This is a genomic window from Micromonospora sp. DH13 (genome assembly GCF_020873825.1).
In the GTDB taxonomy this organism is placed as follows: domain Bacteria; phylum Actinomycetota; class Actinomycetes; order Mycobacteriales; family Micromonosporaceae; genus Micromonospora; species Micromonospora haikouensis.
This window is the reverse complement of sequence record NZ_JAHWGR010000009.1, coordinates 93,678-114,152: the sequence shown is the minus strand read 5'-3', so window position 1 is coordinate 114,152 and position 20,475 is coordinate 93,678. Positions and strand designations below refer to the sequence as shown.

Sequence of the window (20,475 nt, the reverse complement as noted above, 5' to 3'; positions counted from 1 at the left end):
GGCTCAGCCCTCCCGGGCCTGGTCGGCGGCGGCACCCTCGGCAGCGGCCCGCTGGTCGGCCTCGGTGCGCGCGACCGCCTCCTCGCGGATCGCCTCCTGCTCGGCGGAGAGGGCCGCCTCGGCGGCCACGATGTGCCGCACGGCGGCGTCCACGTCGTCGGTGAGGCAGATCAGCTCCAGGTCGACCGGCCCGATCTTGCCGTCGGCGGCCATCGTGTCGCGCAGCCAGTCGAGCAGGCCCCGCCAGTAGTCCGTGCCCATCAGCACCACCGGGAACCGGGTGACCTTGCCGGTCTGCACCAGCGTCAACGCCTCGAACAGCTCGTCCATGGTGCCGAACCCGCCGGGCAGCACCACGAACGCCTGGGCGTACTTGACGAACATGGTCTTGCGGGCGAAGAAGTAGCGGAAGTCGATGGCCAGGTCGACCCAGTCGTTGAGGCCCTGCTCGAAGGGCAGCTCGATGCCGAGCCCGACGGAGAGCCCGCCGGCCTCGCTGGCGCCCCGGTTGGCCGCCTCCATCACGCCCGGCCCGCCGCCGGTGATCACGGCGTAGCCCGCGCGGGCCAGGGCGGCGCCCAGTTCCTCGGCCAGCCGACACTCGGGGCTGTCCGGCTTGCTGCGGGCAGAGCCGAAGACGCTGACCGCGGGCGGCAGGTCGGCCAGGGTGTCGAAACCCTCCACGAACTCGGACAGGATGCGCAGCGCCCGCCAGGCGTCCTTCGTCTTCCAGTCGCCACGGCCGCGCGAGTCCAGCAGCCGCTGGTCGGCGGTGCTGGTCGGGATCGCGCCGCGACGCAGCGTGACCGCGCCCCGGTGCCGCTCCCGCCCCGGCTCGCGGGCCGGACCGCGCCCGCTGCTGTCGCTCCTGGCAGCCCTGTCACTCATGGAAGCAACCGTAGTGGAGGGGCGGTAGCGGGGTGCGGCGCCCGCACCAGGGGCGGGTCGGAGAAATTTCCGCGACCAGGGCAACTAATTCGCTCGCCCGTACGTCTTACCATTCATATACCGGGTATGCCCCGGCACGCGCCTTCGGGGGAGGAGCCAGCGTGATCAGCAACAGCGAGATGATCCGGATCCGTCGGCAGATGCAGCGGCGGATCCGGGACGTGGTGGCCGAGCGCCGCCGCGCCCGGCAGATGGAAGCCCCCGTCGCCGACCTCACCGGCGACCCGACCGACACCCGCCCCGAGTCGTCCCTGACCCCGACCGCCTGACCGACCGACGCACGTCGCCGGGGCGGTCCGCCCACCGCAGCGCGGTGCAGCGGGCCGCCCCGGCGCGTCCGCGCCGGCTCCCGTGCGCTCAGGGCCGGGCCGGCGCCCGTGCGCTCAGGCCGCGCCGGCCCCGGGGCGCTCAGGCCGGGGCGAGCCAGCGGTGCAGGGTCGCCGCGCCGTCGCGGATCTTGCCGATCTCGACGTGCTCGTCGGGGTGGTGGGCCAGGTTGGGGTCGCCCGGGCCGAAGTTGAGCGCGGGGATGCCCATCGCGGCGAACCGGGCCACGTCCGTCCAGCCGAGCTTGCCGATCGGCGCGGCGCCGACGGCGGCCAGGAACTCCTTCGCCGGGGCCGCCTCCAGCCCGGGTGCCGCCCCGGCGGCCACGTCGGTCACCCGCAGCTCGAAGCCGTCGAAGACCTCGCGCAGGTGCGCCTCGGCCTCGGCCGGCGTCCGGTCGGGCGCGAACCGGTAGTTGACCTCGATCTCGCACCGGTCGGGCACCACGTTGCCGGCGACGCCGCCGCTGATCCGCACCGCGTTCATGCCCTCGCGGTAGTCGCAGCCGTCGATGGTGACGCGCCGCGCCTCGTACGTCGAGAGGCGGCGCAGCACCTCGCCCGCGCCGTGGATGGCGTTCACCCCGTGCCAGGAGCGCGCCGAGTGGGCCCGTACGCCGGTGGTGGTCACCACCGACCGCATGGTCCCCTGGCAGCCGGCCTCGACGATGCCGTACGTCGGCTCCAGCAGCACGGCGAAGTCCGCCTGGAGCCACTCCGGGTGCGCCTCGGCGACGAGGAAGAGCCCGTTGTACTTGGACTCGATCTCCTCGGCCTCGTAGAAGAAGTACGTCACGTCGTAGCGCGGGTCGGGCAGGGTGACCGCCAGGTGCAGCGCGTACGCGACGCCGGACTTCATGTCGGAGGTGCCGCAGCCGTACATGAGGTCGCCGCGCATGGTCGACGGGAAGTTGTTGTTCAGCGGCACGGTGTCCAGGTGCCCGGCGAGCACGACCCGGGAGGCCCGCCCCAGGTCGGTGCGTGCCATCACGGTGTTGCCGTGCCGGAACGTGGTCAGGTGCGGCACCCCGCGCAGCACCTCCTCGACGCAGTCGGCGATGGCCTTCTCGTGGAGGGAGACGGACTCTATGTCGACCAGTGCACGGGTCAACGCCACCGGATCGGCGAGGACCTCGGGGGTCAGCGGGTTCTCCATGGTTCGCACGGTACCGTCACAGGCGTGACGACTGCACAGCCTGCGTGGGGCATCGGCCTGGCCACGATCACCGCTGACGAGCAGGTGCTCGACACCTGGTATCCGACGGGCAAGCTGGGGCTCGGCGAGCTGCCGCTGGTCCCGGGCGAGGACGAGGCGGACGTGCTGGACCTGCCGCCGGGGGCGGTCGGCGAGCGGGCGCTGCCGGGGCTGCGTACGGTCCAGGTGGTCACCGTGATCGGCTCGCTGGACGACCCGATCAAGGACGCCGCCGACGCGTACCTCAGGTTGCACCTGCTGTCCCACCGCCTGGTGCGGCCCAACGAGCTGAACCTCGACGGCATCTTCGGCAAGCTGGCGAACGTGGCCTGGACGTCGGCCGGGCCGTGCCCGCCGGAGCGGGTGGACGAGCTGCGGGTGATCGAGCGGGCCGCCGGCCGCCACCTGGCCGTCCACGGGGTGGACAAGTTCCCCCGGATGACCGACTACGTGGTGCCCTCCGGGGTGCGGATCGCCGACGCGGACCGGGTGCGGCTCGGCGCGCACCTGGCCGCCGGCACCACGGTCATGCACGAGGGCTTCGTCAACTTCAACGCCGGCACGCTGGGCACCTCGATGGTCGAGGGGCGGATCGTGCAGGGCGTGGTGGTCGGCGACGGCTCCGACATCGGCGGCGGCGCGTCGATCATGGGCACCCTCTCCGGCGGCGGCACCGACCGGGTGCGCATCGGCGAGCGGAGCCTGGTCGGCGCGAACGCCGGCGTCGGCATCTCGCTCGGCGACGACTGCGTGGTGGAGGCCGGCTGCTACATCACGGCGGCCTCGAAGATCACGCTGCCGGACGGCCGGGTGGTCAAGGCCCGCGAGCTGTCCGGGGTGGACGGGTTGCTGTTCTGGCGCAACTCGGTCACCGGCGCGCTGGAGGCCCGCCCGCGCACGGGCCGGGGCATCGAGCTGAACGCCGCCCTGCACGCCAACGACTGACGCCCCGCGCGGGGCGGGCGACGGCGGCCTGCGCGCCGACGGGCGACGGTAGGGACGCACGTCCGGGCCCGGCGGGATAGGACCGCCGGGCCCGGACGCCGGCTCACTTCAGCCGGTACGCCTGGATGATCCGCGTGGTCACCGTGTTGCCGGCGGTGTCCTTCGCGGTGGCGCGCAGCGACGCGTAGCCGGTGCCCGCCGGGTGGTGCAGCGTCGCCACCCAGCCGGCGCCCTGGCGGCGCAGTTCCGCCTTGCGCCAGGTCTTGCCGCCGTCGTAGGAGGCGTCGACGGTCAGCGAGGCCACCTTCGCCGTCGGCGCGCCCTCCTGCGGTTCGACCCGCACCGGCACGGTGAAGGTGCGGCCGGCCGGGGCGCTGTTGTCGGCGGCCAGCGCCGGGGCGAAGCGCACCGCCGCCGCCGGCTGCGGCACGAACTCGTCACCGGCGACGTGCTTCGAACGGAACGTCCACGCGGCGGTCACCTCGGTGCTCAGGTCGGCGATGTCGCGCGTGGCCAGGGTCTCCACCCGGTAGTTCGCCGCGCCCGGCGGCACCTCGAACTCGCCGTAGCCGGGATATCCGCTCTCGCCGACCAGCTTCCCGTTGCGGTAGAGCCGGGTCCACTGGGTCTCGTTGAGGGACCCGCCGACGTGCCCGGCCGCGTCGCTGTGCACGGCCAGGTCGACCACGATGAGGTCGCCCTGGCGGGTGATCCCCTCGGTCCCCCAGCGCCGCGCCGGGAACGACGGCGCGAACGGGGCCGCGCCCCACGTCTCGTGCCCGGTGCTGCCGGCGCGGTACTTCGTCAGCGGCGACATCAGCAGCGCCTTCACGTCCAGCCAGCCGTCCTCGGTCGGGGTGCCGAAGTCCAGCTCGGTGCTCCAGCTCACGGCGTTGGTGCTGTAGTGCTCGACCCGCTTGCCGGGCACCGCCGTGGACACGACCAGCGCCGACGCGCCGGTGTTGTACTCCGGCTCGCCGTAGACGATCCGTTCCGCCTCCATCCCCGGGTACGCGTCCCGGAAGGTGTGCACGACGGTGGCGAGGTCCTTGGCGCGGTAGTGCTTGACGAAGCCGGTCGGCAGCCGACCCGGGAACGCCTCCAGCAGCGCGTAGAGGTACGGGCTGCTCTCGGCGTCCGCGTCGACCCACTGGCTGCCGATGGTGGCGACGAAGCGGTCCGGCGTGCTCGCCGGGCCGAGCTGCGCGCTGGTCAGCCCGTCGAAGCCGGAGCTCCACAGGCTGAACGAGTAGATGCTGTCGTCGGCCCCGTAGAAGATCGCGCTCACGTCGACCAGTTCCGCCGTCGCACCGCGCTGCGGCACCGTGGCCAGCACCGGCTTGCCGGCGCGGGCGTCGAGGGTGAGCTTGACCGGCCCGTCGACGACGAGTTCGGGCCGGGCGAGCAGGGTGGCCCCGGTGGGCTCCCCCGCCTCGTCGGTGGCGAACAGGTAGCTGGCCAGCCCGTAGCGGCCCTTCGGCACGCGCACGGTCGTCGTCGAGACGCCGCCGTAGATGTCGATGGGGAAGGTGAAGCCGTCCAGGTTCATCAGGCTGGTGCCGTAGTCGGTGGTGGGCTTGCCGTCGACCCCGAGGTGGCTGACGGTGACGTCGTAGCTCTCCACCTCGCGGTGCACGGCGATCGGGGTGACCGCCACGGTGTCGCCGGAGCGGGCGACGACCCGGCCGGTGTGGTAGCCGTCCGGGGCGTCGACCCGGGTGTCGGCGCTGACCTGCACCCCGGCCGTGCCGCCGGCCGGCACGGTGACGCGGGACGCGCCGAGGCGGAACAGACCGGCGGGGGTCGGCTTGCCGTCCGGCCCGGTGGCCTCGATCGTGAGGTCGAGGGTGACCGGGGCGGTCCCGGAGTTGTGCCAGGTGACCGTGCGGTCGAGCACCGGGTCGTCGCCGTGCGGCCACTGCGCCCGGCCGAACGACACGCTCGCCGGGTCGCTGGTGACCTGCTGCCCGATGGCGCGGGCCACGTCGACCCGGCCCGCGCCCTGCTGGTATGCGGTCTGCTCGGGGTGCGGCTTCGCGGCGGCCATCAGGGTGGCCTTCAGCGCGCCGGCCTTCCAGTCGGGGTGCCGCTGGGCGAGCAGCGCCACCGAGCCGGCGACGTGCGGGGTGGCCATGGACGTGCCGGAGGCCGCCACGTACTGGTCGCCGACCGGCTCGCCGAGCGTGGTGCCGGCGGCGCGGGCCGCGACGATGTCCACGCCGGGGGCGGTGATGTCCGGCTTGAGGGCGTCGTCGCCGGTGCGGGGGCCGCGGCTGGAGAAGTCGGCCAGCTCGTCGTCCCGGTCGACCGCGCCGACGGCGAGGGCGGCGTCCGCGCTGGCCGGGGAGCCGACGGAGGCGTCCGTGCCGTAGTTGCCGGCGGCGAGGACGAACAGGGTGCCGGTCTGCGCGGTGAGGGTCTGCACCGCCTCTTCCAGCGGGTCGACCTCCGGGGTGTCCCAGCCGCTGAGGCTCATGTTGACCACGGTGGCCCGCTTGTCGACGGCGGCCCACTGCATGCCGGCGAGGATCGCCGAGTCGGAGCAGCCGTTGTCCTCGCACACCTTGCCGGAGACCAGCGTGGCGTCCGGCGCGACGCCCCGGTACTTCCCGCCGGAGGCCGCGCCGCTGCCGGCGATGGTGGAGGCGACGTGGGTGCCGTGGCCGATCGTGTCGCCCGGCTCGGCGACCTCGCTGAAGTTGCGCGACTCGGCGAGCCGGCCGGCGAGGTCGGGGTGCTCGGCGTCGACGCCGGTGTCCAGCACGGCGACGGTGACGCCCCTGCCGGTGAGACCGGCCGCCCACGCGGTGGGGGCGCCGATCTGCGGCACGCTGTGGTCGAGGGTGACCCGGCGCCTGCCGTCCAGCCAGAGCCGGTCGACACCCCCCGCCGTGTCGACACGGGCCGCCGCCCGGCCGGTGGTCACCGCGCCCCAGACCGCGCCGGCCCGGGCCTTCTCGGCCGTCACGGCCGCGCCCCGGATGGCCGGCAGGTCGCGGGTCACCCGGGTGCCGGCGATGCCGGCGACGGCCCGGCGGGCGTCACCCGGTCGGTACGACACCAGCAGCGGCAGGCTGTCGCGGCGGGCGTCGTCGTAGCCGGCGGCGATCAGCTCGGTCACGTCGAACAGCCGGGGGTCCACCCGGCCGGAGCGCAGCAGGGGCAGGGCGTCCTGTGGCTGCACGGTGACGTGGCCCCGGTCGCGCCGGACCAGGAAGCGCAGCTTGTCGCGCCCCGCCCCGGGGCGGATGCTCACCGTGCCGGAGCCGGTGACGGTCACCCGGTCGCCGGTGACCAGGGTGACGGTGGCCGGTCGGCCGGTGACGGGCCCCGCCGGACCGGTGCCGCCGGTCGCGGCGGGCGTCGCCGGTGACCCGGCTGCGGGGGCCGTGGCCGGGGCGGCGGCGGCCGGGCCGGTCAGGGGCGCGGCGAGCACCAGGCCCAGGGCCAGCGCCAGGCTGGCCGGTTTTCTTCCCTTTCGATGCAACTCGATCCTCCTCATGAGGCGTCATCAATGACGGGGTCGCATTGACAGGAGAAGAATTGCATACTCGGTATGCATAGGTGAAGACATAAACGTGACGAACTTCGCACAGAGTCGAGACCCGGCGGGGCATCATCGTCCGATGACCTCCATGAAGGACCGCATGCTGGCCGGCGAGCTCTACCGCGCCGAGGGGCCCGAACTCCTGGCCGACCTGGACCTCGCCGCGCGCCGCAACGAGGCGTTCAACCGCACCTCCGCCACCGACCCCGAGGCCCGGCTGGCCGCGCTGCGCGAACTGCTCGGCTCGGTCGGCGAGGGCACCTCGGTCCGCCCGCCGTTCCACTGCGACTACGGCTGGAACATCCACCTCGGGCCGCGCGGGTTCGTCAACTTCAACGGGGTCTTCCTCGACGTCGCCCCGATCACCATCGGCGCGGACGTCCAGATCGGACCGAACGTGCAGCTCCTGACGGCCACCCACCCCGTCGACCCGGAGCCCCGGCGGCAGAAGTGGGAGGCGGCACAGCCGATCACCCTCGGCGACAACGTCTGGCTCGGCGGCGGGGTGATCGTGCTCGCCGGGGTCACCATCGGCGACAACACGGTCGTCGGCGCCGGGGCCGTGGTGAACCGCGACCTGCCGGCGAACGTCGTCGCCGTGGGCAACCCCGCCCGGGTGGTACGCCCCATCGGCTGAGCGACCGAAGATCCGGCCAACACGGCGCTTACCTGCGAAAACATCTCGCCCCAGGGGTGGCAGAAGCGAGCCCGGGAGGTGCACTCTGGGTAGTGGAGCCATCACTAGGAGGTACCGATGGCCGGTCGGGTGCTCGAACTACGCGTACACGGGGTGTCCAACACTCCCCCGGACCAGGTGCTCGGCCTGGACCCACAACCCGGCGACGACGGCCCCCGCCCCTGGCTCGTCGCCGGCGACGAGGTCACCGGCTTCTACCGCTCCACCGACGTCGGGCCGGACGACTCGGTGGTCGTCGAGGCGTACAGCTGGGGGCAGTTGACCTCCGGCGCGCGGACCGCGCGGGACGTCGAGCGGGCCCTCTGGACGCTGCTGCTGCCCTTCACCCTGGCCAACGTGGCGCTGCACGCCCGGCCCGGCATCCCGCCCGACCCGGACGAGGAACGCTGGGGCAGCCGGTCCGGGATCACCGCCTGGCTCGTCCGGCTGTTCTGCCTCAGCCTCACCGGGACGCTCGTCCTCGCCGCCACCGGCATCGGCGTGGACCTCGTCGCCTGGCAGTGCGTCGACGAGGAGTGCCTGCGCCGCGTCCCGGGCGTGTGGGAGTTCCTCGCCCACGGCTGGTGGCGGCAGGGCGCGCACTCCCTCGTCGTCGGCCTCGTGATCCCCCTCGGCCTGCTGGCGCTGCTCGGCCTGCTCGCCTGGCGCACCTACCAGTACGAGGCGGAGATGCCCGCCGCGCCGGCCGCCCGCCCGGCCGCCGAACCCTCCCACGACCCGGCCCCGCCCCGCGACCCCGCCGGCGCGACGCCTCCCGACGACGGCCCCCCACAGGAGCAGGCCGCCAGCGCCAACCCGTTGCAGGACCCCACCTTCTGGTGCGGGGAGGGGCAGCTGCGCCGCGCCGGGGTGCTGCACCTCTGCGTCGGCGCGGTGGTCGCGGTGGCCGTGCCGCTCGGCGCGGTGCTCGCCATGGACCCGCCGCTGGGCGTACGGGCCGCCGTCGCCTGGCCCACCGTGGCGCTGCTCGGCGCGGTGGTGCTGATCGCCGTGGTGGCCCTGGGCCGCCCCTGGCTGAGCCGCCGCGCCGGGGACACCCCCCTCGGCCCGTGGAGCGCGGCGGTCATCGTGCTGACCTGCGCCGGGGTGACCGGCACGGTGCTGCTCCTGCTGCTGCCCGACGGCCCGGCCGGCACCCCGCTGGCGCAACTGCGCCCACCCGCCGGGTGCATCCGCGACCCGGCGCAGGCCGGCTGCCTCGTCGACCGCTCGCTGCCCGGCTACGACTGGATCATCGCCTGGTACGGCACCGGGCAGGTGCTCCTGCTCGCCGCCATCGGCGCGGTGGCCCGGTCCGGCCGGCGGGCGCTCGCCGCGCCGATCGCCGCGGCGCTGCTCCTGCCGCTCGGCGTCGCCTGGATCGCCGGCTGGCTGCCCGCCACCCCGCCGGCCCCGCAACGGCTGGACGACTGGATGCTCACCGTCCCCGCGATCGCGCTGGCCGGCGGCGGCCTGCTGCTGCCCCGCACCGGCCCCGCCGCGCCGCCCCGACCCGGGCAGCCGCACGCCGACCTTGCCTGGGGCGGGCGCGGGCCGGCCGTGATCGCCGGGTTCGGCTGGCTGCTCGGCATCGCGTACTGCTCCGGGGTGCTCTACTGGGTCACCGACCGGCTCACCGACGGCAACCCGGCGGGCGGCCGGACCGGGGTCGTCCCGCCGCTGCCGGTGATGTGGGCCGGCCTCGCCTTCGCCGTCGCCGTGCTCGCCCTGGCCGGCGTCGCGCTTCGCGCCGGCCTGCTGTTCCACCGGCTCCGCCGGCAGGAGTACGTCGCGCTGGTGCCCGCCGACAACACCCTCTCCGCGCACGACCGGCGGCGCTGCCGCGACGTGAGCGCGTACCGGGCGCTGCACCGGCTGGTGGGCGAGCACGCCCTGCGCCTCATCGGCTGGTACGCGGCGGTCGGCGCCGCCCTGGCCACCCTCGGCTCCGCCGCCGCCCTCTCCCACGTCCCGCCGGACGTGACCGCCGTGACCGGCTGGCCGACGGTGGTCAAGGCCGTGGCCGACGCCGGCGACACCCTGCTCGGCTGGCTGCCGGTGGCCATCGCCGCCGTGGGGCTCATGGTCTACCGCAACGACACCGTGCGCCGCTCGGTCGGCGTGCTCTGGGACATCGGCACCTTCTGGCCCCGGGCCGCGCACCCCCTCGCCCCGCCCAGCTACGCCGAACGGGCCGTGCCGGAACTCCAGACCCGCACCGCCGGCCTGCTCGCGCTCGGCGAGCACGACCCCCGCCGGGTCGACGGGATCATCCTCTCCGGGCACAGCCAGGGCGCGGTGATCTGCGCGGCGGTGCTCCTCCAACTGCCCGTCCGGTGGCGACGGCGGATCTGGTTCTTCTCCTACGGCTGCCAGCTGACCCGGCTGTACGGGCGGATCTTTCCCGCGTACTTCGGGCCGGACCGGCTGCCGGCGCTGGCCGACGCGCTGCGCGGGCCGTCCGGGCGGCCCGGCTGGACCAACTTCTGGCGGGACACCGACCCGCTGGGCTGGCCGGTCACGGCCGGCGAACGGAACCTGCCTGTCCACGACCCGGACGCGCTGCACCCCACCGGCGGGGAGGTCGCCGACCCGCCGATCCGCAACCACAGCGCCTACCCGGACGCCGCCGAGTTCCGCCGCGAGCGGGCCCGGGTGACCTGGCTGCTGCGGCGCGGCGTCCCCTCGCCCCGGCAGGGCGTCGGCTGACCTGCCCGGGCAGGTTCCGTTCACCCGGGGCGACGGCTGGCGCGGCGTCGGCCGGACCGCCCGCCGGGGCGCGGTCGGTGCCGCCGCCCCGGTCAGGCCGGCGGCGGGTCGGCCAGCCGGACCACCAGGTCGGCCCGGCCGGCGGTGCCGGCCACCAGGGCCGCGTTGGTCTCGTCGCTGCCCAGCGCCCAGGCCCGCGCCTGCTCCGGCGACCGCCCGTACGCCTCGTGCCGGGCGGTCAGCCGGCGGTGCCGCACGTCGGCGTCCAGGTCCAGGAACCACGCCTCGTGCAGCAGCGACCGCACCTCGTCCCACGGGTAGTCCGGCAGCAGCAGGTAGTTGCCCTCGGTCACCACCAGCCGGACCTCCGGCGGCACCTCGATCGCCCCGGCGACCGGCTCCTCCAGGTCCCGGCGGAACTCCGGCGCCCACACCGAGGTCGGCTCCAGCCGGTGCAGCCGGCGCAGCAGCGACACGTACCCGACCACGTCGAACGTGTCCACCGCGCCCTTGCGCGCGTCCCGGCCGAGCCGGCGCAGCTCCGCCTGGGCCAGGTGGAACCCGTCCATCGGCACCAGCCGGGCCACCCCGCCCAGCTCGGCGACGACCCGCTCGGCCAGCGTCGACTTGCCCGCCCCGGGCGCGCCCGCGATGCCCAGCAGCTGGCGGGGGCCGGCGTCGGCCAGGGCGCGGGCCCGCGCCACCAGCTCCTCGGCGGCCAGCACGTCGGCGGTCGGCATCAGCCCAGCACCGGCTCGGAGATCGTGAACCGGGCCTCCACCGCCGCGTGCACGGACTGCGGCTGCGGGTCCAGGTCCAGCTCTGGCGGGCCGCCGGACTCCCCGCCGCCGCCACCGGCGAACGCGGCGCGGGCGAACATCGGCTGCGGGGCCGCCCCGGTGTCGGCCAACTCCAGCAGGGCGGTCACCCGGGCGCCGAGCGCATCCGCGTACTCCCGGGCGCGGGCCAGCGCGTCGGCGATCGCGGCGTGCCGGGCGTCGCGGTGGGCGGGGCTGTCGGGCCGCAGCGACCACCACGGGCCGGCGATCTCGACCTGGTCCTGGTCGGCCAGCCGCAGCATCAGCTCGCCCAGCGCGGTGAAGTCGGTGACGGTGACGGTGGTGCCGACGCTGCCGTGCCAGGCCACCACCCGCTCGCCGGAGCGGCGCGTCTGCGGCCACACCCGCAGGTCGCCGGTCTCCCGGCGGTCCACGGCCGGCTCGGCGGCGTCGAGCAGCACCCGCACGGCGGCGGCCCGCTCGGCGAGCCGGCTCAGCACGGCCTCCCGGCTGCGGTCCCGGGCCGTCGCGGTCACCGTGAACCGCGCCAGCTCGGGCGGAACCTCCCGGTACGCCTCGCCGCGCACCGCCACGACCGGTCCGTCCACCATGCTTTCACCCTAAAGGAAGGGCACCCTGTTAACGCATTCTGTAGGGCAGGGGCCCCTTCTTAACACCCGCGGGGCAGGTGGGCGGCGTAGGTGACCGTGGCGTCCGTGACCGCGCAGCCGGTCAGGTAGCCGCCGGCCGCACCGAGCGACAGCAGGTACGCCAGCTCGCCGTCGGCCGCCGCGCCACGCGCCGCGTCGTCGGGCTCCGCGTCGTCGGGCGGGAGGGTGCGCGGGAAGGTGCGGGGGGCGGCGGCGGGCAGTTCCCGGTCGAGCAGCGCCAGCCGAAGCCCGCGCGCCCGCTGCTGGAGGTCGACCAGGGCCGCCGCGTCGCCGCCGCGCAGCGCGGCTGCATACCGGTCGAGGAGACCGCGCACCCGGTCGAGCTGGGCGAGCACCTGGTCGCGGTTGTTCAGCAGCATGTCCACCGTGCGGGCGGCCGGGGTGCCGACGACGCGGGTGCCGTCGCGGAAGCTGCCGGCTGCCAGCCCCAGCGCGGCGTCGCGCAGGTCGGCCTCCGCCACCGTCGCGGCCAGGGCGCCGGCCAGCAGGTGCGGCAGGTGCGAGGCGAGGGCCGCCGCCGCGTCGTGGGCGTCCGGATCCAGCGGTACGATCCGCGCACCGAACACGTCCACGAGCAGGGCGGCCAGCGTCCGGAACCGGTCGAGGCCCGCCGTCGTGGGGCAGAGCACCCAGGCCGCCCCGTCGAAGAGGGCGGGGCTGGCGGCGGTCAGCCCGGCGCGCTCCGTCCCCGCCATCGGGTGACCCGGCACGAACCGGCCGGTCAGCCCGTGCCCCGCCGCGTACGCGGCGATCCCGCCCTTGGTGCTGCCGACGTCGGTGAGCACGCAGTCGGTGCCGGTCAGCCTGCCGACGGTGCGCAGGGTCTCCGGCAGGCTGGACAGCGGGCCGCAGAGGAACACCACGTCCCGGTCGCGGACGGCGTCGGCGAGCGCGTCGGGGAAGTCGATCCCCCGCGCGCGGCCCTCCGCCCGGGTGGCGGCGTCCGGGTCCCAGCCGGCGACGTCGACGCCCCGCTCCCGCAGCCGGAGCAGGATCGAGCCGCCGATGAGCCCGGTGCCCACCACCGCGGCCCGGAGACTGTCCACCATCACGCGCCGTCAGGGCTGGGCGAGGCGGGCGGCGACCGCCGCGACGTGCTCGTCGGACTCGGTCAGCGCCGCCCGGACGTGCTGCGCGCCGCCCGGCCCGTAGAACACGCCGGCCGCGACCAGGATGCCCCGGCGGGCCAGCCAGTCGACGGTCGCCCAGCAGTCCTCGCCCCGGGTCAGCCACAGGTAGAGCCCGGCCTCGGAGTGCTCGACGGTGAACCCGGCCCCGGTGAACGCGGCCAGCAGCCGCTCTCGCCGGGCCCGGTAGCGCTCCCGCTGGGCGTCGGCGTGCTCCTGGTCGCCCAGCGCGGCGATCATCGCCGCCTGCACCGGGGCCGGCACGATCATGCCGGCGTGCTTGCGCACCTTCAGCAGCTCCGCCACCAGGGCGGGATCCCCGGCGACGAAGCCCGCGCGGTAGCCGGCCAGGTTGGAGCGCTTGGACAGCGAGTGCACCGCCAGCAGCCCGTCGTACGACCCGCCGCTGACCTCGGGCGCGAGCACCGAGACCGGCTCGGCGGCGGCCGACCAGCCCAGCGGCAGGTAACACTCGTCGCTGGCCACGACGGCCCCCCGCTCCCGCGCCCAGTCGACCACCTTGCGCAGGTGGTTGGCGGGCAGCACCCGGCCGGTCGGGTTGCCGGGCGAGTTGACCCAGACCAGGCGGACCCGGGGGTCGGGGCCGAGCGCGGTCAGCGAGTCGGTGCGCACGGTGGTGGCCCCGGCGATCCGCGCCCCGTCCTCGTACGTCGGGTAGCAGATCGACGGCACCACGACGACGTCACCGGGCCCGAGGCCGAGCAGGGTGGGCAGCCACGCCACCAGCTCCTTGGAGCCGATGGTGGGCAGCACGCCGAGGCCGTCGACGCCCGCGCCGCAGGACCGGGCCACCCACGTCGCGACGGCGTCCCGCAGGGCGGGGGTGCCGGCGGTCAGCGGGTATCCGGGTGCGTCGGACGCGTCGGCCAGGGCCTGCCGGATCACCGGGGGCACCGGGTCGACCGGAGTGCCCATCGACAGGTTGATCGGGCCGTCCGGGTGCGCCGCGGCCAGGGCGGCCGCGGCGTCCAGGGTGTCCCAGGTGAACTCGGGCAGCCGCGACGAGACCGGCGCGGGCCGGTTCAGTGGCCCTCTCCGCGCGGCGGCTGGCCCGCGACGAACGTCGCGTCCTTCTCCACCTTGCCGATCTTCGAGGCGCCACCGGGCGAGCCCAGGTCCTCGAAGAACTCGTAGTTCGCCCCGGTGTAGTCCTTCCACTGCTCCGGGACGTCGTCCTCGTAGAAGATCGCCTCGACCGGGCAGACCGGCTCACAGGCACCGCAGTCGACGCACTCGTCGGGGTGGATGTAGAGCATCCGGTTGCCCTCGTAGATGCAGTCGACCGGGCATTCCTCGATGCATGCCTTGTCGAGCACATCCACGCAGGGCTCGGCGATGATGTAGGTCACCGGTCTTCTCCTCCGCAAGACACGCCGCGATCACCGCGACGGTTAGAGCCTAGTATCTCGCCGGGGAGGGGGTCGATCGTGCTCCGACAGCAGGATGTGGGACACCGGATCGTGGTCCGCCGGATTGTGGGGGTTCGCGAGGGTCGCCCGCTTTTCTCCGATGCCCTCGGCGAGCTGGTCGAGCTGACCGAGACCCACGTCACCCTGGCCACCGACCAGGGCCGGCTGCGGGTGCCGGTGGCCGAGGTGCACCGGGCCAAGCGGGTGCCGCCGGCACGGCGGCCGACCGCCGCCGCCGTCGTGGCGCTGGAGCTGGCCTCCGACGAGGCGTGGCCGGCGCCCACCCGGGGCCGGCTCGGCGACTGGCTGCTGCGCAGCGCGGAGGGCTGGACCGGCCGGGCGAACTCGGCGCTGCCGGTCGGCGACCCGGACCGGCCGCTGCCGGCCGCGCTGGACGCCGTCGAGCGCTGGTATGCCGACCTCGGGCAGCCCGCCCTGGTCAACACGCCGCTGCCGCTCGCCGCCCCGGTCGGCGCCGAGCTGGACGCGCGGGGCTGGACCTCCCGGCCGCTGACGCTGGTGCAGACCGCGCCCCTCGCCCCGCTGCGCGCCGGCCCACCGCCCGGCCGCCCCGACACGCCGCCGGACCAGGTCGACGCGCCGCCGGGCCGGCACGGCGAGGTCGAGCCGGGGGCCGGCACCCCGCCCGCCGCACCGGGCCGCGCCGGCCTGCCGCCGGTGGAGCTGGCCGCCGCGCCGTCCGACGACTGGCTCGCCGTCGCCGCCGGGCGCAAGGGCGGCCTCCCGGACGCCGCCCGCCACGTGCTCACCGCCGTGGGCCAGGTCCGCTTCGCCCACGTGTACGCCGACGGCGTGCTACTCGCCGTCGGCCGGGGCACGGTCACCGGCGACGGCCGCTGGCTCGGGCTGAGCCTGATCGAGGCGCTGCCGCACGCCCGCCGCCAGGGCCTGGCCACCCACGTCGTCCGCGCCCTGGCCGACTGGGGCGCCGCCCTGGGCGCCTCCGGCGCGTTCCTCCAGGTGGAGCAGCGCAACACCCCGGCGGTGACCCTCTACCGACGCCTGGGCTTCACCACGCACCACACCTACCTCACCCGCGTCGCGCCCTGACCCTCGACGGGCAGACGGTCAGCGGCGCACGGGGCGGCGCGGCTTGGCGGTCTTGATCTCGGCGTAGCGCTTGAGCATCCGGGAGCGGTGGTCGCGGCCGAGCGCGGTGACCGTCAGGTAGCCGACGAGGACACCGGCGGCGGTCGCCGCGAGATAGAGCCAGATCTGGGCGAAGAAGGTGCCCGCCCCACCGCCGAACGGGTTCTGCCCGACCAGCAGCGGCCCGACCAGGACGGTCAGCAACAGCGCGACCCCGACGCCGGCGGCCACGTCGGCCGCCCAGCGGCCCAGCGGGCGGTCCTGCCCCCAGCGGAACGCCAGCCCGGCGAGGATCAGCCCGATCACCAGGAACATCGCCAGCGACACCCGGTCGGCGGCGGTGTCGTCGCCGTCGAAACCGAGCCGGATGACCACCCGGGCGACCACGTTGACCGCGAACAACGCCACCGCGAGCAGCCCGACCGCCCGCCACCGATCCCTCATCGCACGCCTCCCGCCGCACCGCCCGCCCCGACGGCGGGCCTCCTGGCAGGAATATCTACCACCGCAACCTGTGCGTCGTCATCACCCGTCGCGACGGGCCGGTGGCGGTGCGAGCACCTGCCGGAACCCCATCACCGCGAACGTCATCGCGCCCGCCACGATCATCGCCAGCCCCACCCAGTTGTCCCCGGCCAGCAGCAGGTCGCCCTCGCTGGTCCGGATCGCCGCCGCGCCCATCAGCACGAACCACGGCGTGGCGGGCAGCACCACCGCCCAGCGGCGGCCCACCGCCGCGTGGGCGAACCAGCTCAACGCCACGTTGGCGAGGACCACCACCGGCACCGACGCGCCGACCAGCGTCCCGGAGACCCGGACGGTGGACAGGATCAGCTCCAGCAGGCCCGTCGCCACCGCGCCCACCACGGCCACCACGCCACCGGCGACCCGCAGGGCGAGGTCGAGCAGCCGCCACGACCGCCCCGGCGGGGACGGGACGGGGGCCTGCGGCGGGAGGACCGACATCGGCGCGGCGGGCAGGGTCACCGGACGCCGGCCGCCGCGACCGGGGTCCGCCCCGCGCCGTCCCCGTCGAGGTCGAGCCCCGCGAACAGGTCGTCCTCCCAGCCGTACGGGCCGCTGCCCGGCCCCTTCTCCCCCACCGCCAGCGTGAAGTACTCCACGCCCATGAACTCGGCCCCGAAGTTGCCGGCGATCGAGTAGAGCCAGGAGTTGGCCGGGATCTGGGTGGCGTGCGCCCGCATCGCCGCCTCCTTCGCGGCGTGCTGGTCGGTGGCGTCGATCCGGGCGGCGATCTGCTCGTCCGGGGTGCCGAAGGGCAGGTCGTCGATGCTGCCGATGCCCTCGAACGGGTTGTCCGCCGCCTCGGTGAAGTGGCTCAGGCCGGCCTCCAGCACGCTGCGCGGCATGGCCGTCCAGTAGACCTTGGCCGGCGCGAACCCCTCGGTGGCGGCCAGCTCGTGCGCCCGCATCGCCACCCGGTGCGCCTGGATGTGGTCGGGGTGGCCGTAGAAGCCGTTCGGGTCGTACGTGATCATGACCTGCGGGCGTACCTCCCGCATGACCTCCACGACGAACCCGGCGGCCGTGTCGAGGTCGGCCTGCCAGAACGCCCGGGGGTGCTCGTTGGTGGCCATCCCCATCATCCCGGAGTCGCGGTAGCGGCCCGCGCCGCCGAGGAACCGGTGGTCGGTGACGCCGAGCGCGGCGCAGGCGGCGGTCAGCTCCCCGATGCGGAACCCGCCGAGCTGGTCGGCCTCGGCGGCGGCGAGCTGCGCCAGCTCCGGCACGTGGATCTCGCCCTCCTCGCCGAGCGTGCAGGTCACCAGCGTGACGTGGGCACCGGCGGCGGCGTAGTGGGCCATCGTCGAACCGGTGCCGATGGACTCGTCGTCGGGGTGCGCGTGGACCAGCAGGAGGCGGCGGTCGGGCAGCGTCGTCACGACGGTCACTCTAACCGGCGGTTCGCCCGCGCCGGCCCCGACGCGTCCCGCCAGGTCCGCCACATCACCCCCGGGGCGGCTCTACGATCCGACGTGTGGACTTTCCGGAGCTGGCCGCTCGTACCCGCCGGTTCGGCCACGGGGCGCCGCGCGCCGTCACCGTGGCCGGCGACGGCTCCCGGGTGATCTTCCTGCGCTCGGCCGGCCCGGAGGATCCCGCCGACGCGCTCTGGCTGCTCGACACGGCCACCGGCGAGGAACGGCTGGTCGCCGACCCGACGGCCCTGCTCGGCGCGGGCGGCGACCCGGCCGCGCTCACCCCCGGCGAGCGGGCGCTGCGCGAGCGGCGGCGGCTCAGCGCCGCCGGCATCGGCTCGTACGCGCTGGACGCGGCCGGCCGGATCGCGGTGTTCGCGCTGGCCGGGCGGCTGTTCCGGGCCGACCTGGTGCACGGCGACGTGGTCGAGGTGGCCACCGTCGGCCCGGCGCTCGACCCGCGCCCCGACCCCACCGGCGAGCGGCTGGCGTACGTCACCGACGCCGCCGACGGGGTCCGCCGGGGCGAGCTGCGGGTGGTGGCCCCCGACGGCACCGACAGCCTGCTGGCCGGCGAGGACGGCGGGGTCACCTGGGGGCTTCCCGAGCACGTCGCCGCCGAGGAGTTCCACCGGTTCCGGGGCTACTGGTGGGCGCCCGACGGGCGCGGCGTGCTGGCCGCCCGCGTAGACGAGTCCCGCCTGCCCCGCTGGCACCTGCACGACCCGGCCGACCCGGCCAGCCCGCCGACGACCGTGGCGTACCCGCAGGCGGGCGGGCCCAACGCGGAGGTGAGTCTCCACCTGCTCGACCTCGACGACGGCTGGGTCGACGTGCACTGGGACCGGGAGACCTACCCGTACCTCGCCTCGGTCGACTGGGCCGACGGCAACCCGCTGCTCACGGTGCTGCGCCGGTCGCAGCAGCACGGCCTGGTGCTCGCCGTCGACCCGCGCACCGGCGAGACGCAGGTGCACGCCGAGCTGGCCGACCCGCGCTGGGTCGAGCCGATCCCCGGCACCCCGGCCCACCTGCCCGACGGGCGGGTGCTGGTCGGCGGCGAGCTGGCCCACGACGGGTACGACGCCCGCTGCCTGTTCGCCGACGGCACCCTGCTCACCCCGCCGTCGCTGTACGTGCGCCAGGTGGTGGGCCGGCTGCCCGCCGGCAACGGCCCGGCCGACCTGCTGGTGGAGGCGAGCGAGGGCGAGCCCAGCCAGCGGCACCTCTACCGGGTGCGCACCCTGATCGGCGGCGGGGTGGACGCCCGCCGGATGAGCGGCACCCCCGGCTGGCACACGGCCGCCGTGGGCGGGGACACGCTGGTGGTCGGCACCGCGTCGCTGGACCAGCCGGGCACCACCTGGGCGGTGTGGCGCGGCGACCGGGAGGTCGCCCAGCTCCGCTCGCTGGCCGCCGCCCCGCCGTACGCGCCCCGGCCGACGATGGTGCGGGTGACCGACCGGCGGCTGCCCAGCGCGGTGGTCTACCCCACCCAGCACGTCAAGGGCACCCGGCTGCCGGTGCTGCTGGACGTCTACGGCGGGCCGGGGCACCAGGAGGTGGTGGCCGCGCGGGCGGCCTGGCTGGAGCGGCAGTGGTGGGCCGACTCGGGCTTCGCGGTGGTGACGGTCGACAACCGGGGCACCCCGGGGGTGGCCCCGTCGTTCGAGAAGGCGGTGCACCGCCGGCTCGCCGACGTGGTGCTGACCGACCAGGTCGACGCGCTGACCGCGCTCGCCGACAAGCATCCCGACCTGGACCTGGAGCGGGTCGGCATCCGGGGCTGGTCGTTCGGGGGTTGGCTGGCCGGGCTGGCGGTGCTGCGCCACCCGGAGCTGTTCCGCTGCGGGATCGCCGGCGCCCCGGTCACCGACTGGACGCTGTACGACACGGCGTACAGCGAGCGCTACCTGGGCCTGCCGGAGGACGGCATGGACGTGTACGCGCACCACTCGCTGCTGGAGCTGGCGGCCGAGCCGCCGGTGTCGGGTGAGCCGGCCCGGCCGCTGCTGCTGGTGCACGGCCTGGTCGACGACAACGTGGTGGCCGCGCACACGCTGCGGCTGTCGGCGGCGCTGCTGGCGGCGGGCCGCCCGCACTCGGTGCTGCCGCTACCCGGGGCCACCCACCTGGCGGCCGGCGGCCTGTCGGAACGCCTGCTCCGCCTGGAACTCGACTTCCTCCGCACCCACCTGGGGTAAGGAAGGGCACCTTGTTAACGCTTTCTGTATAGCAGGGGCCCCTTGTTAACGACGCCGTGGTCAGGACCCGGTCGCCTGGTATCTGCGGAGCGCGGCCTCGGCGACCTGGGCCAGGAGCTTGTCGTCGCCAGGGTTGTTGCCCTGCTCTTTCACGACGATCAGAGCGGTGCCGGTCCGGACGAGAATGCTGTCGAAGGTCAGCGTGTCGGCACCGGATGTCGAGCTGCTGACCCGCAGGCTGTCATCGCCCAGCCCTGGCCCTGGTGCCAGTGCGAAGCGGTAGCTGCCGCCGCCCGGACCAGACGCGACGGTGGGGCAACGGCCGACGAAGGTACGCAGGTCGGTCATCGCCCGTCGTGCCCCGTCGTCGGCGTACGTCCGGATGATCTCGGTTCCCACCCAGAGCCAGGAGTTGTCGGGATTTCCGTCACGGCTCAGGGTGGCTGCTGCCATCGCAGACGGAGTCCCCGTCAGCCGCGATGCCGACAGCAGCGGGATCATGTGGTCCGAGCAGCCGCTGTCTGCGCGCCGATCCCCCGCATTCCCTGCATCCCGCGCCATGACCGTCGCGATCTGCACGGTGAACCCGGGCGGCAGCGAGTCCGTGGTCAGCAGGCGCGCGGACAGGGTCGCGGAGTAGCCGGGTCCGCCGGTCGCCGGCACGGCCGGGGAGGCGGGCTTCGTGGCTGGGGCGGAGCCTGTTGCCCGCGCCGTGGCGGGGATCGTCTCGCCCGCTGACCGATCCGTTGGGTGAGCCGTCGAAGGACCGCACGCGGTCGCCAAGCAGACGGCCACCACCGCGACTGAGCCACGCACCATCATGCTGAACACCAGGACTTCTCTGAGTCGAAGGCGACATGATCCCCTA

The 20,475-nt window shown here is 75.2% G+C and carries 18 protein-coding genes; 6 read left to right on the top strand and 12 right to left on the bottom strand.

The window, feature by feature from the left end; all coding sequences use genetic code 11:
• Positions 1 to 3: 3 nt before the first annotated feature.
• Positions 4 to 888 carry a TIGR00730 family Rossman fold protein gene (locus tag LPA42_RS11705; RefSeq protein ID WP_077936744.1) on the bottom strand — a complete coding sequence of 295 codons (885 nt, stop codon included), beginning with the start codon at positions 886 to 888 and terminating at the stop codon, positions 4 to 6.
• 161 nt (positions 889 to 1,049) lie between these two features.
• On the opposite strand from LPA42_RS11705, the gene LPA42_RS11700 reads away from it, so the two are divergent.
• Positions 1,050 to 1,217: a hypothetical protein gene (locus LPA42_RS11700; RefSeq protein WP_176734749.1), complete on the top strand. Its 168-nt coding sequence runs from the start codon at positions 1,050 to 1,052 to the stop codon at positions 1,215 to 1,217.
• A gap of 139 nt (positions 1,218 to 1,356) precedes the next feature.
• Here the strand turns inward: LPA42_RS11700 and dapE are convergent, their stop codons facing one another.
• Positions 1,357 to 2,430, bottom strand: a complete 1,074-nt coding sequence (gene dapE, locus LPA42_RS11695; RefSeq protein WP_077936743.1) for a succinyl-diaminopimelate desuccinylase — start codon at positions 2,428 to 2,430, stop codon at positions 1,357 to 1,359.
• Between the two features lie 24 nt (positions 2,431 to 2,454).
• Between dapE and dapD the strand changes: the two genes are divergently transcribed.
• The gene (gene dapD, locus LPA42_RS11690; protein ID WP_077936742.1) at positions 2,455 to 3,414 is read left to right on the top strand and encodes a 2,3,4,5-tetrahydropyridine-2,6-dicarboxylate N-succinyltransferase; all 960 of its coding nucleotides are present in this window, start codon (positions 2,455 to 2,457) and stop codon (positions 3,412 to 3,414) included.
• Positions 3,415 to 3,517: 103 nt separating this feature from the next.
• On the opposite strand, the gene LPA42_RS11685 is transcribed toward dapD, so the two are convergent.
• A complete protein-coding gene (locus LPA42_RS11685) occupies positions 3,518 to 6,850 on the bottom strand; it encodes a S8 family serine peptidase (RefSeq protein WP_096761605.1) in 3,333 nt (1,110 codons plus the stop codon).
• Between the two features lie 190 nt (positions 6,851 to 7,040).
• On the opposite strand from LPA42_RS11685, the gene LPA42_RS11680 reads away from it, so the two are divergent.
• Both LPA42_RS11680 and LPA42_RS11675 read left to right on the top strand, forming a co-directional pair.
• A complete protein-coding gene (locus tag LPA42_RS11680; protein WP_077936740.1) occupies positions 7,041 to 7,598 on the top strand; it encodes a sugar O-acetyltransferase in 558 nt (185 codons plus the stop codon).
• Positions 7,599 to 7,715: 117 nt separating this feature from the next.
• On the top strand, positions 7,716 to 10,346 hold the full coding sequence (locus tag LPA42_RS11675; protein ID WP_228986545.1) for a hypothetical protein: 2,631 nt from the start codon (positions 7,716 to 7,718) through the stop codon (positions 10,344 to 10,346).
• Between the two features lie 92 nt (positions 10,347 to 10,438).
• On the opposite strand, the gene LPA42_RS11670 is transcribed toward LPA42_RS11675, so the two are convergent.
• Genes LPA42_RS11670 through fdxA form a run of 5 tightly spaced genes read right to left on the bottom strand, consistent with a single transcriptional unit; the run spans position 10,439 to position 14,293 of the window.
• Positions 10,439 to 11,086, bottom strand: coding sequence for a nucleoside/nucleotide kinase family protein (locus LPA42_RS11670; RefSeq protein WP_077938417.1), 648 nt, complete (start codon positions 11,084 to 11,086; stop codon positions 10,439 to 10,441).
• Positions 11,086 to 11,736, bottom strand: a complete 651-nt coding sequence (locus LPA42_RS11665) for an SIMPL domain-containing protein (RefSeq protein WP_077938416.1) — start codon at positions 11,734 to 11,736, stop codon at positions 11,086 to 11,088. Before LPA42_RS11665 ends, LPA42_RS11670 begins: the two co-directional genes overlap by 1 nt.
• A gap of 59 nt (positions 11,737 to 11,795) precedes the next feature.
• Positions 11,796 to 12,845, bottom strand: a complete 1,050-nt coding sequence (locus LPA42_RS11660; protein ID WP_228986544.1) for a prephenate dehydrogenase/arogenate dehydrogenase family protein — start codon at positions 12,843 to 12,845, stop codon at positions 11,796 to 11,798.
• Between the two features lie 9 nt (positions 12,846 to 12,854).
• Positions 12,855 to 13,970: a succinyldiaminopimelate transaminase gene (gene dapC, locus LPA42_RS11655; protein WP_077938414.1), complete on the bottom strand. Its 1,116-nt coding sequence runs from the start codon at positions 13,968 to 13,970 to the stop codon at positions 12,855 to 12,857.
• Positions 13,967 to 14,293 carry a ferredoxin gene (gene fdxA / locus LPA42_RS11650; RefSeq protein WP_007072862.1) on the bottom strand — a complete coding sequence of 109 codons (327 nt, stop codon included), beginning with the start codon at positions 14,291 to 14,293 and terminating at the stop codon, positions 13,967 to 13,969. Before fdxA ends, dapC begins: the two co-directional genes overlap by 4 nt.
• Positions 14,294 to 14,371: 78 nt before the next feature.
• On the opposite strand from fdxA, the gene LPA42_RS11645 reads away from it, so the two are divergent.
• Positions 14,372 to 15,424 carry a GNAT family N-acetyltransferase gene (locus LPA42_RS11645; protein ID WP_077938413.1) on the top strand — a complete coding sequence of 351 codons (1,053 nt, stop codon included), beginning with the start codon at positions 14,372 to 14,374 and terminating at the stop codon, positions 15,422 to 15,424.
• Between the two features lie 18 nt (positions 15,425 to 15,442).
• Here the strand turns inward: LPA42_RS11645 and LPA42_RS11640 are convergent, their stop codons facing one another.
• The 3 genes from LPA42_RS11640 to mshB form a co-directional block, all read right to left on the bottom strand.
• On the bottom strand, positions 15,443 to 15,907 hold the full coding sequence (locus tag LPA42_RS11640) for a hypothetical protein (RefSeq protein WP_077938412.1): 465 nt from the start codon (positions 15,905 to 15,907) through the stop codon (positions 15,443 to 15,445).
• Positions 15,908 to 15,988: 81 nt separating this feature from the next.
• Entirely contained in the window at positions 15,989 to 16,429 is a 441-nt protein-coding gene (locus LPA42_RS11635; protein ID WP_043966549.1) for a hypothetical protein, read from the bottom strand.
• 17 nt (positions 16,430 to 16,446) lie between these two features.
• Complete coding sequence (mshB, locus tag LPA42_RS11630; protein ID WP_096761672.1) at positions 16,447 to 17,376, bottom strand: N-acetyl-1-D-myo-inositol-2-amino-2-deoxy-alpha-D-glucopyranoside deacetylase; 930 nt, start codon at positions 17,374 to 17,376, stop codon at positions 16,447 to 16,449.
• 86 nt (positions 17,377 to 17,462) lie between these two features.
• On the opposite strand from mshB, the gene LPA42_RS11625 reads away from it, so the two are divergent.
• Complete coding sequence (locus LPA42_RS11625; protein WP_077938410.1) at positions 17,463 to 19,607, top strand: prolyl oligopeptidase family serine peptidase; 2,145 nt, start codon at positions 17,463 to 17,465, stop codon at positions 19,605 to 19,607.
• A gap of 60 nt (positions 19,608 to 19,667) precedes the next feature.
• Here the strand turns inward: LPA42_RS11625 and LPA42_RS11620 are convergent, their stop codons facing one another.
• A complete protein-coding gene (locus tag LPA42_RS11620; RefSeq protein WP_144082694.1) occupies positions 19,668 to 20,438 on the bottom strand; it encodes a hypothetical protein in 771 nt (256 codons plus the stop codon).
• Positions 20,439 to 20,475 lie beyond the last annotated feature (37 nt).

Excerpts from the sequence above, each read along its gene's own strand:
- LPA42_RS11705 (WP_077936744.1), bottom strand. The coding sequence starts at position 888 with ATGAGTGACAGGGCTGCCAGGAGCGACAGCAGCGGGCGCGGTCCGGCC.
- dapE (WP_077936743.1), bottom strand. The coding sequence starts at position 2,430 with ATGGAGAACCCGCTGACCCCCGAGGTCCTCGCCGATCCGGTGGCGTTG.
- LPA42_RS11680 (WP_077936740.1), top strand. The coding sequence starts at position 7,041 with ATGACCTCCATGAAGGACCGCATGCTGGCCGGCGAGCTCTACCGCGCC.
- LPA42_RS11675 (WP_228986545.1), top strand. The coding sequence starts at position 7,716 with ATGGCCGGTCGGGTGCTCGAACTACGCGTACACGGGGTGTCCAACACT.
- LPA42_RS11670 (WP_077938417.1), bottom strand. The coding sequence starts at position 11,086 with ATGCCGACCGCCGACGTGCTGGCCGCCGAGGAGCTGGTGGCGCGGGCC.
- LPA42_RS11665 (WP_077938416.1), bottom strand. The coding sequence starts at position 11,736 with ATGGTGGACGGACCGGTCGTGGCGGTGCGCGGCGAGGCGTACCGGGAG.
- LPA42_RS11660 (WP_228986544.1), bottom strand. The coding sequence starts at position 12,845 with ATGGTGGACAGTCTCCGGGCCGCGGTGGTGGGCACCGGGCTCATCGGC.
- LPA42_RS11640 (WP_077938412.1), bottom strand. The coding sequence starts at position 15,907 with ATGAGGGATCGGTGGCGGGCGGTCGGGCTGCTCGCGGTGGCGTTGTTC.
- LPA42_RS11635 (WP_043966549.1), bottom strand. The coding sequence starts at position 16,429 with ATGTCGGTCCTCCCGCCGCAGGCCCCCGTCCCGTCCCCGCCGGGGCGG.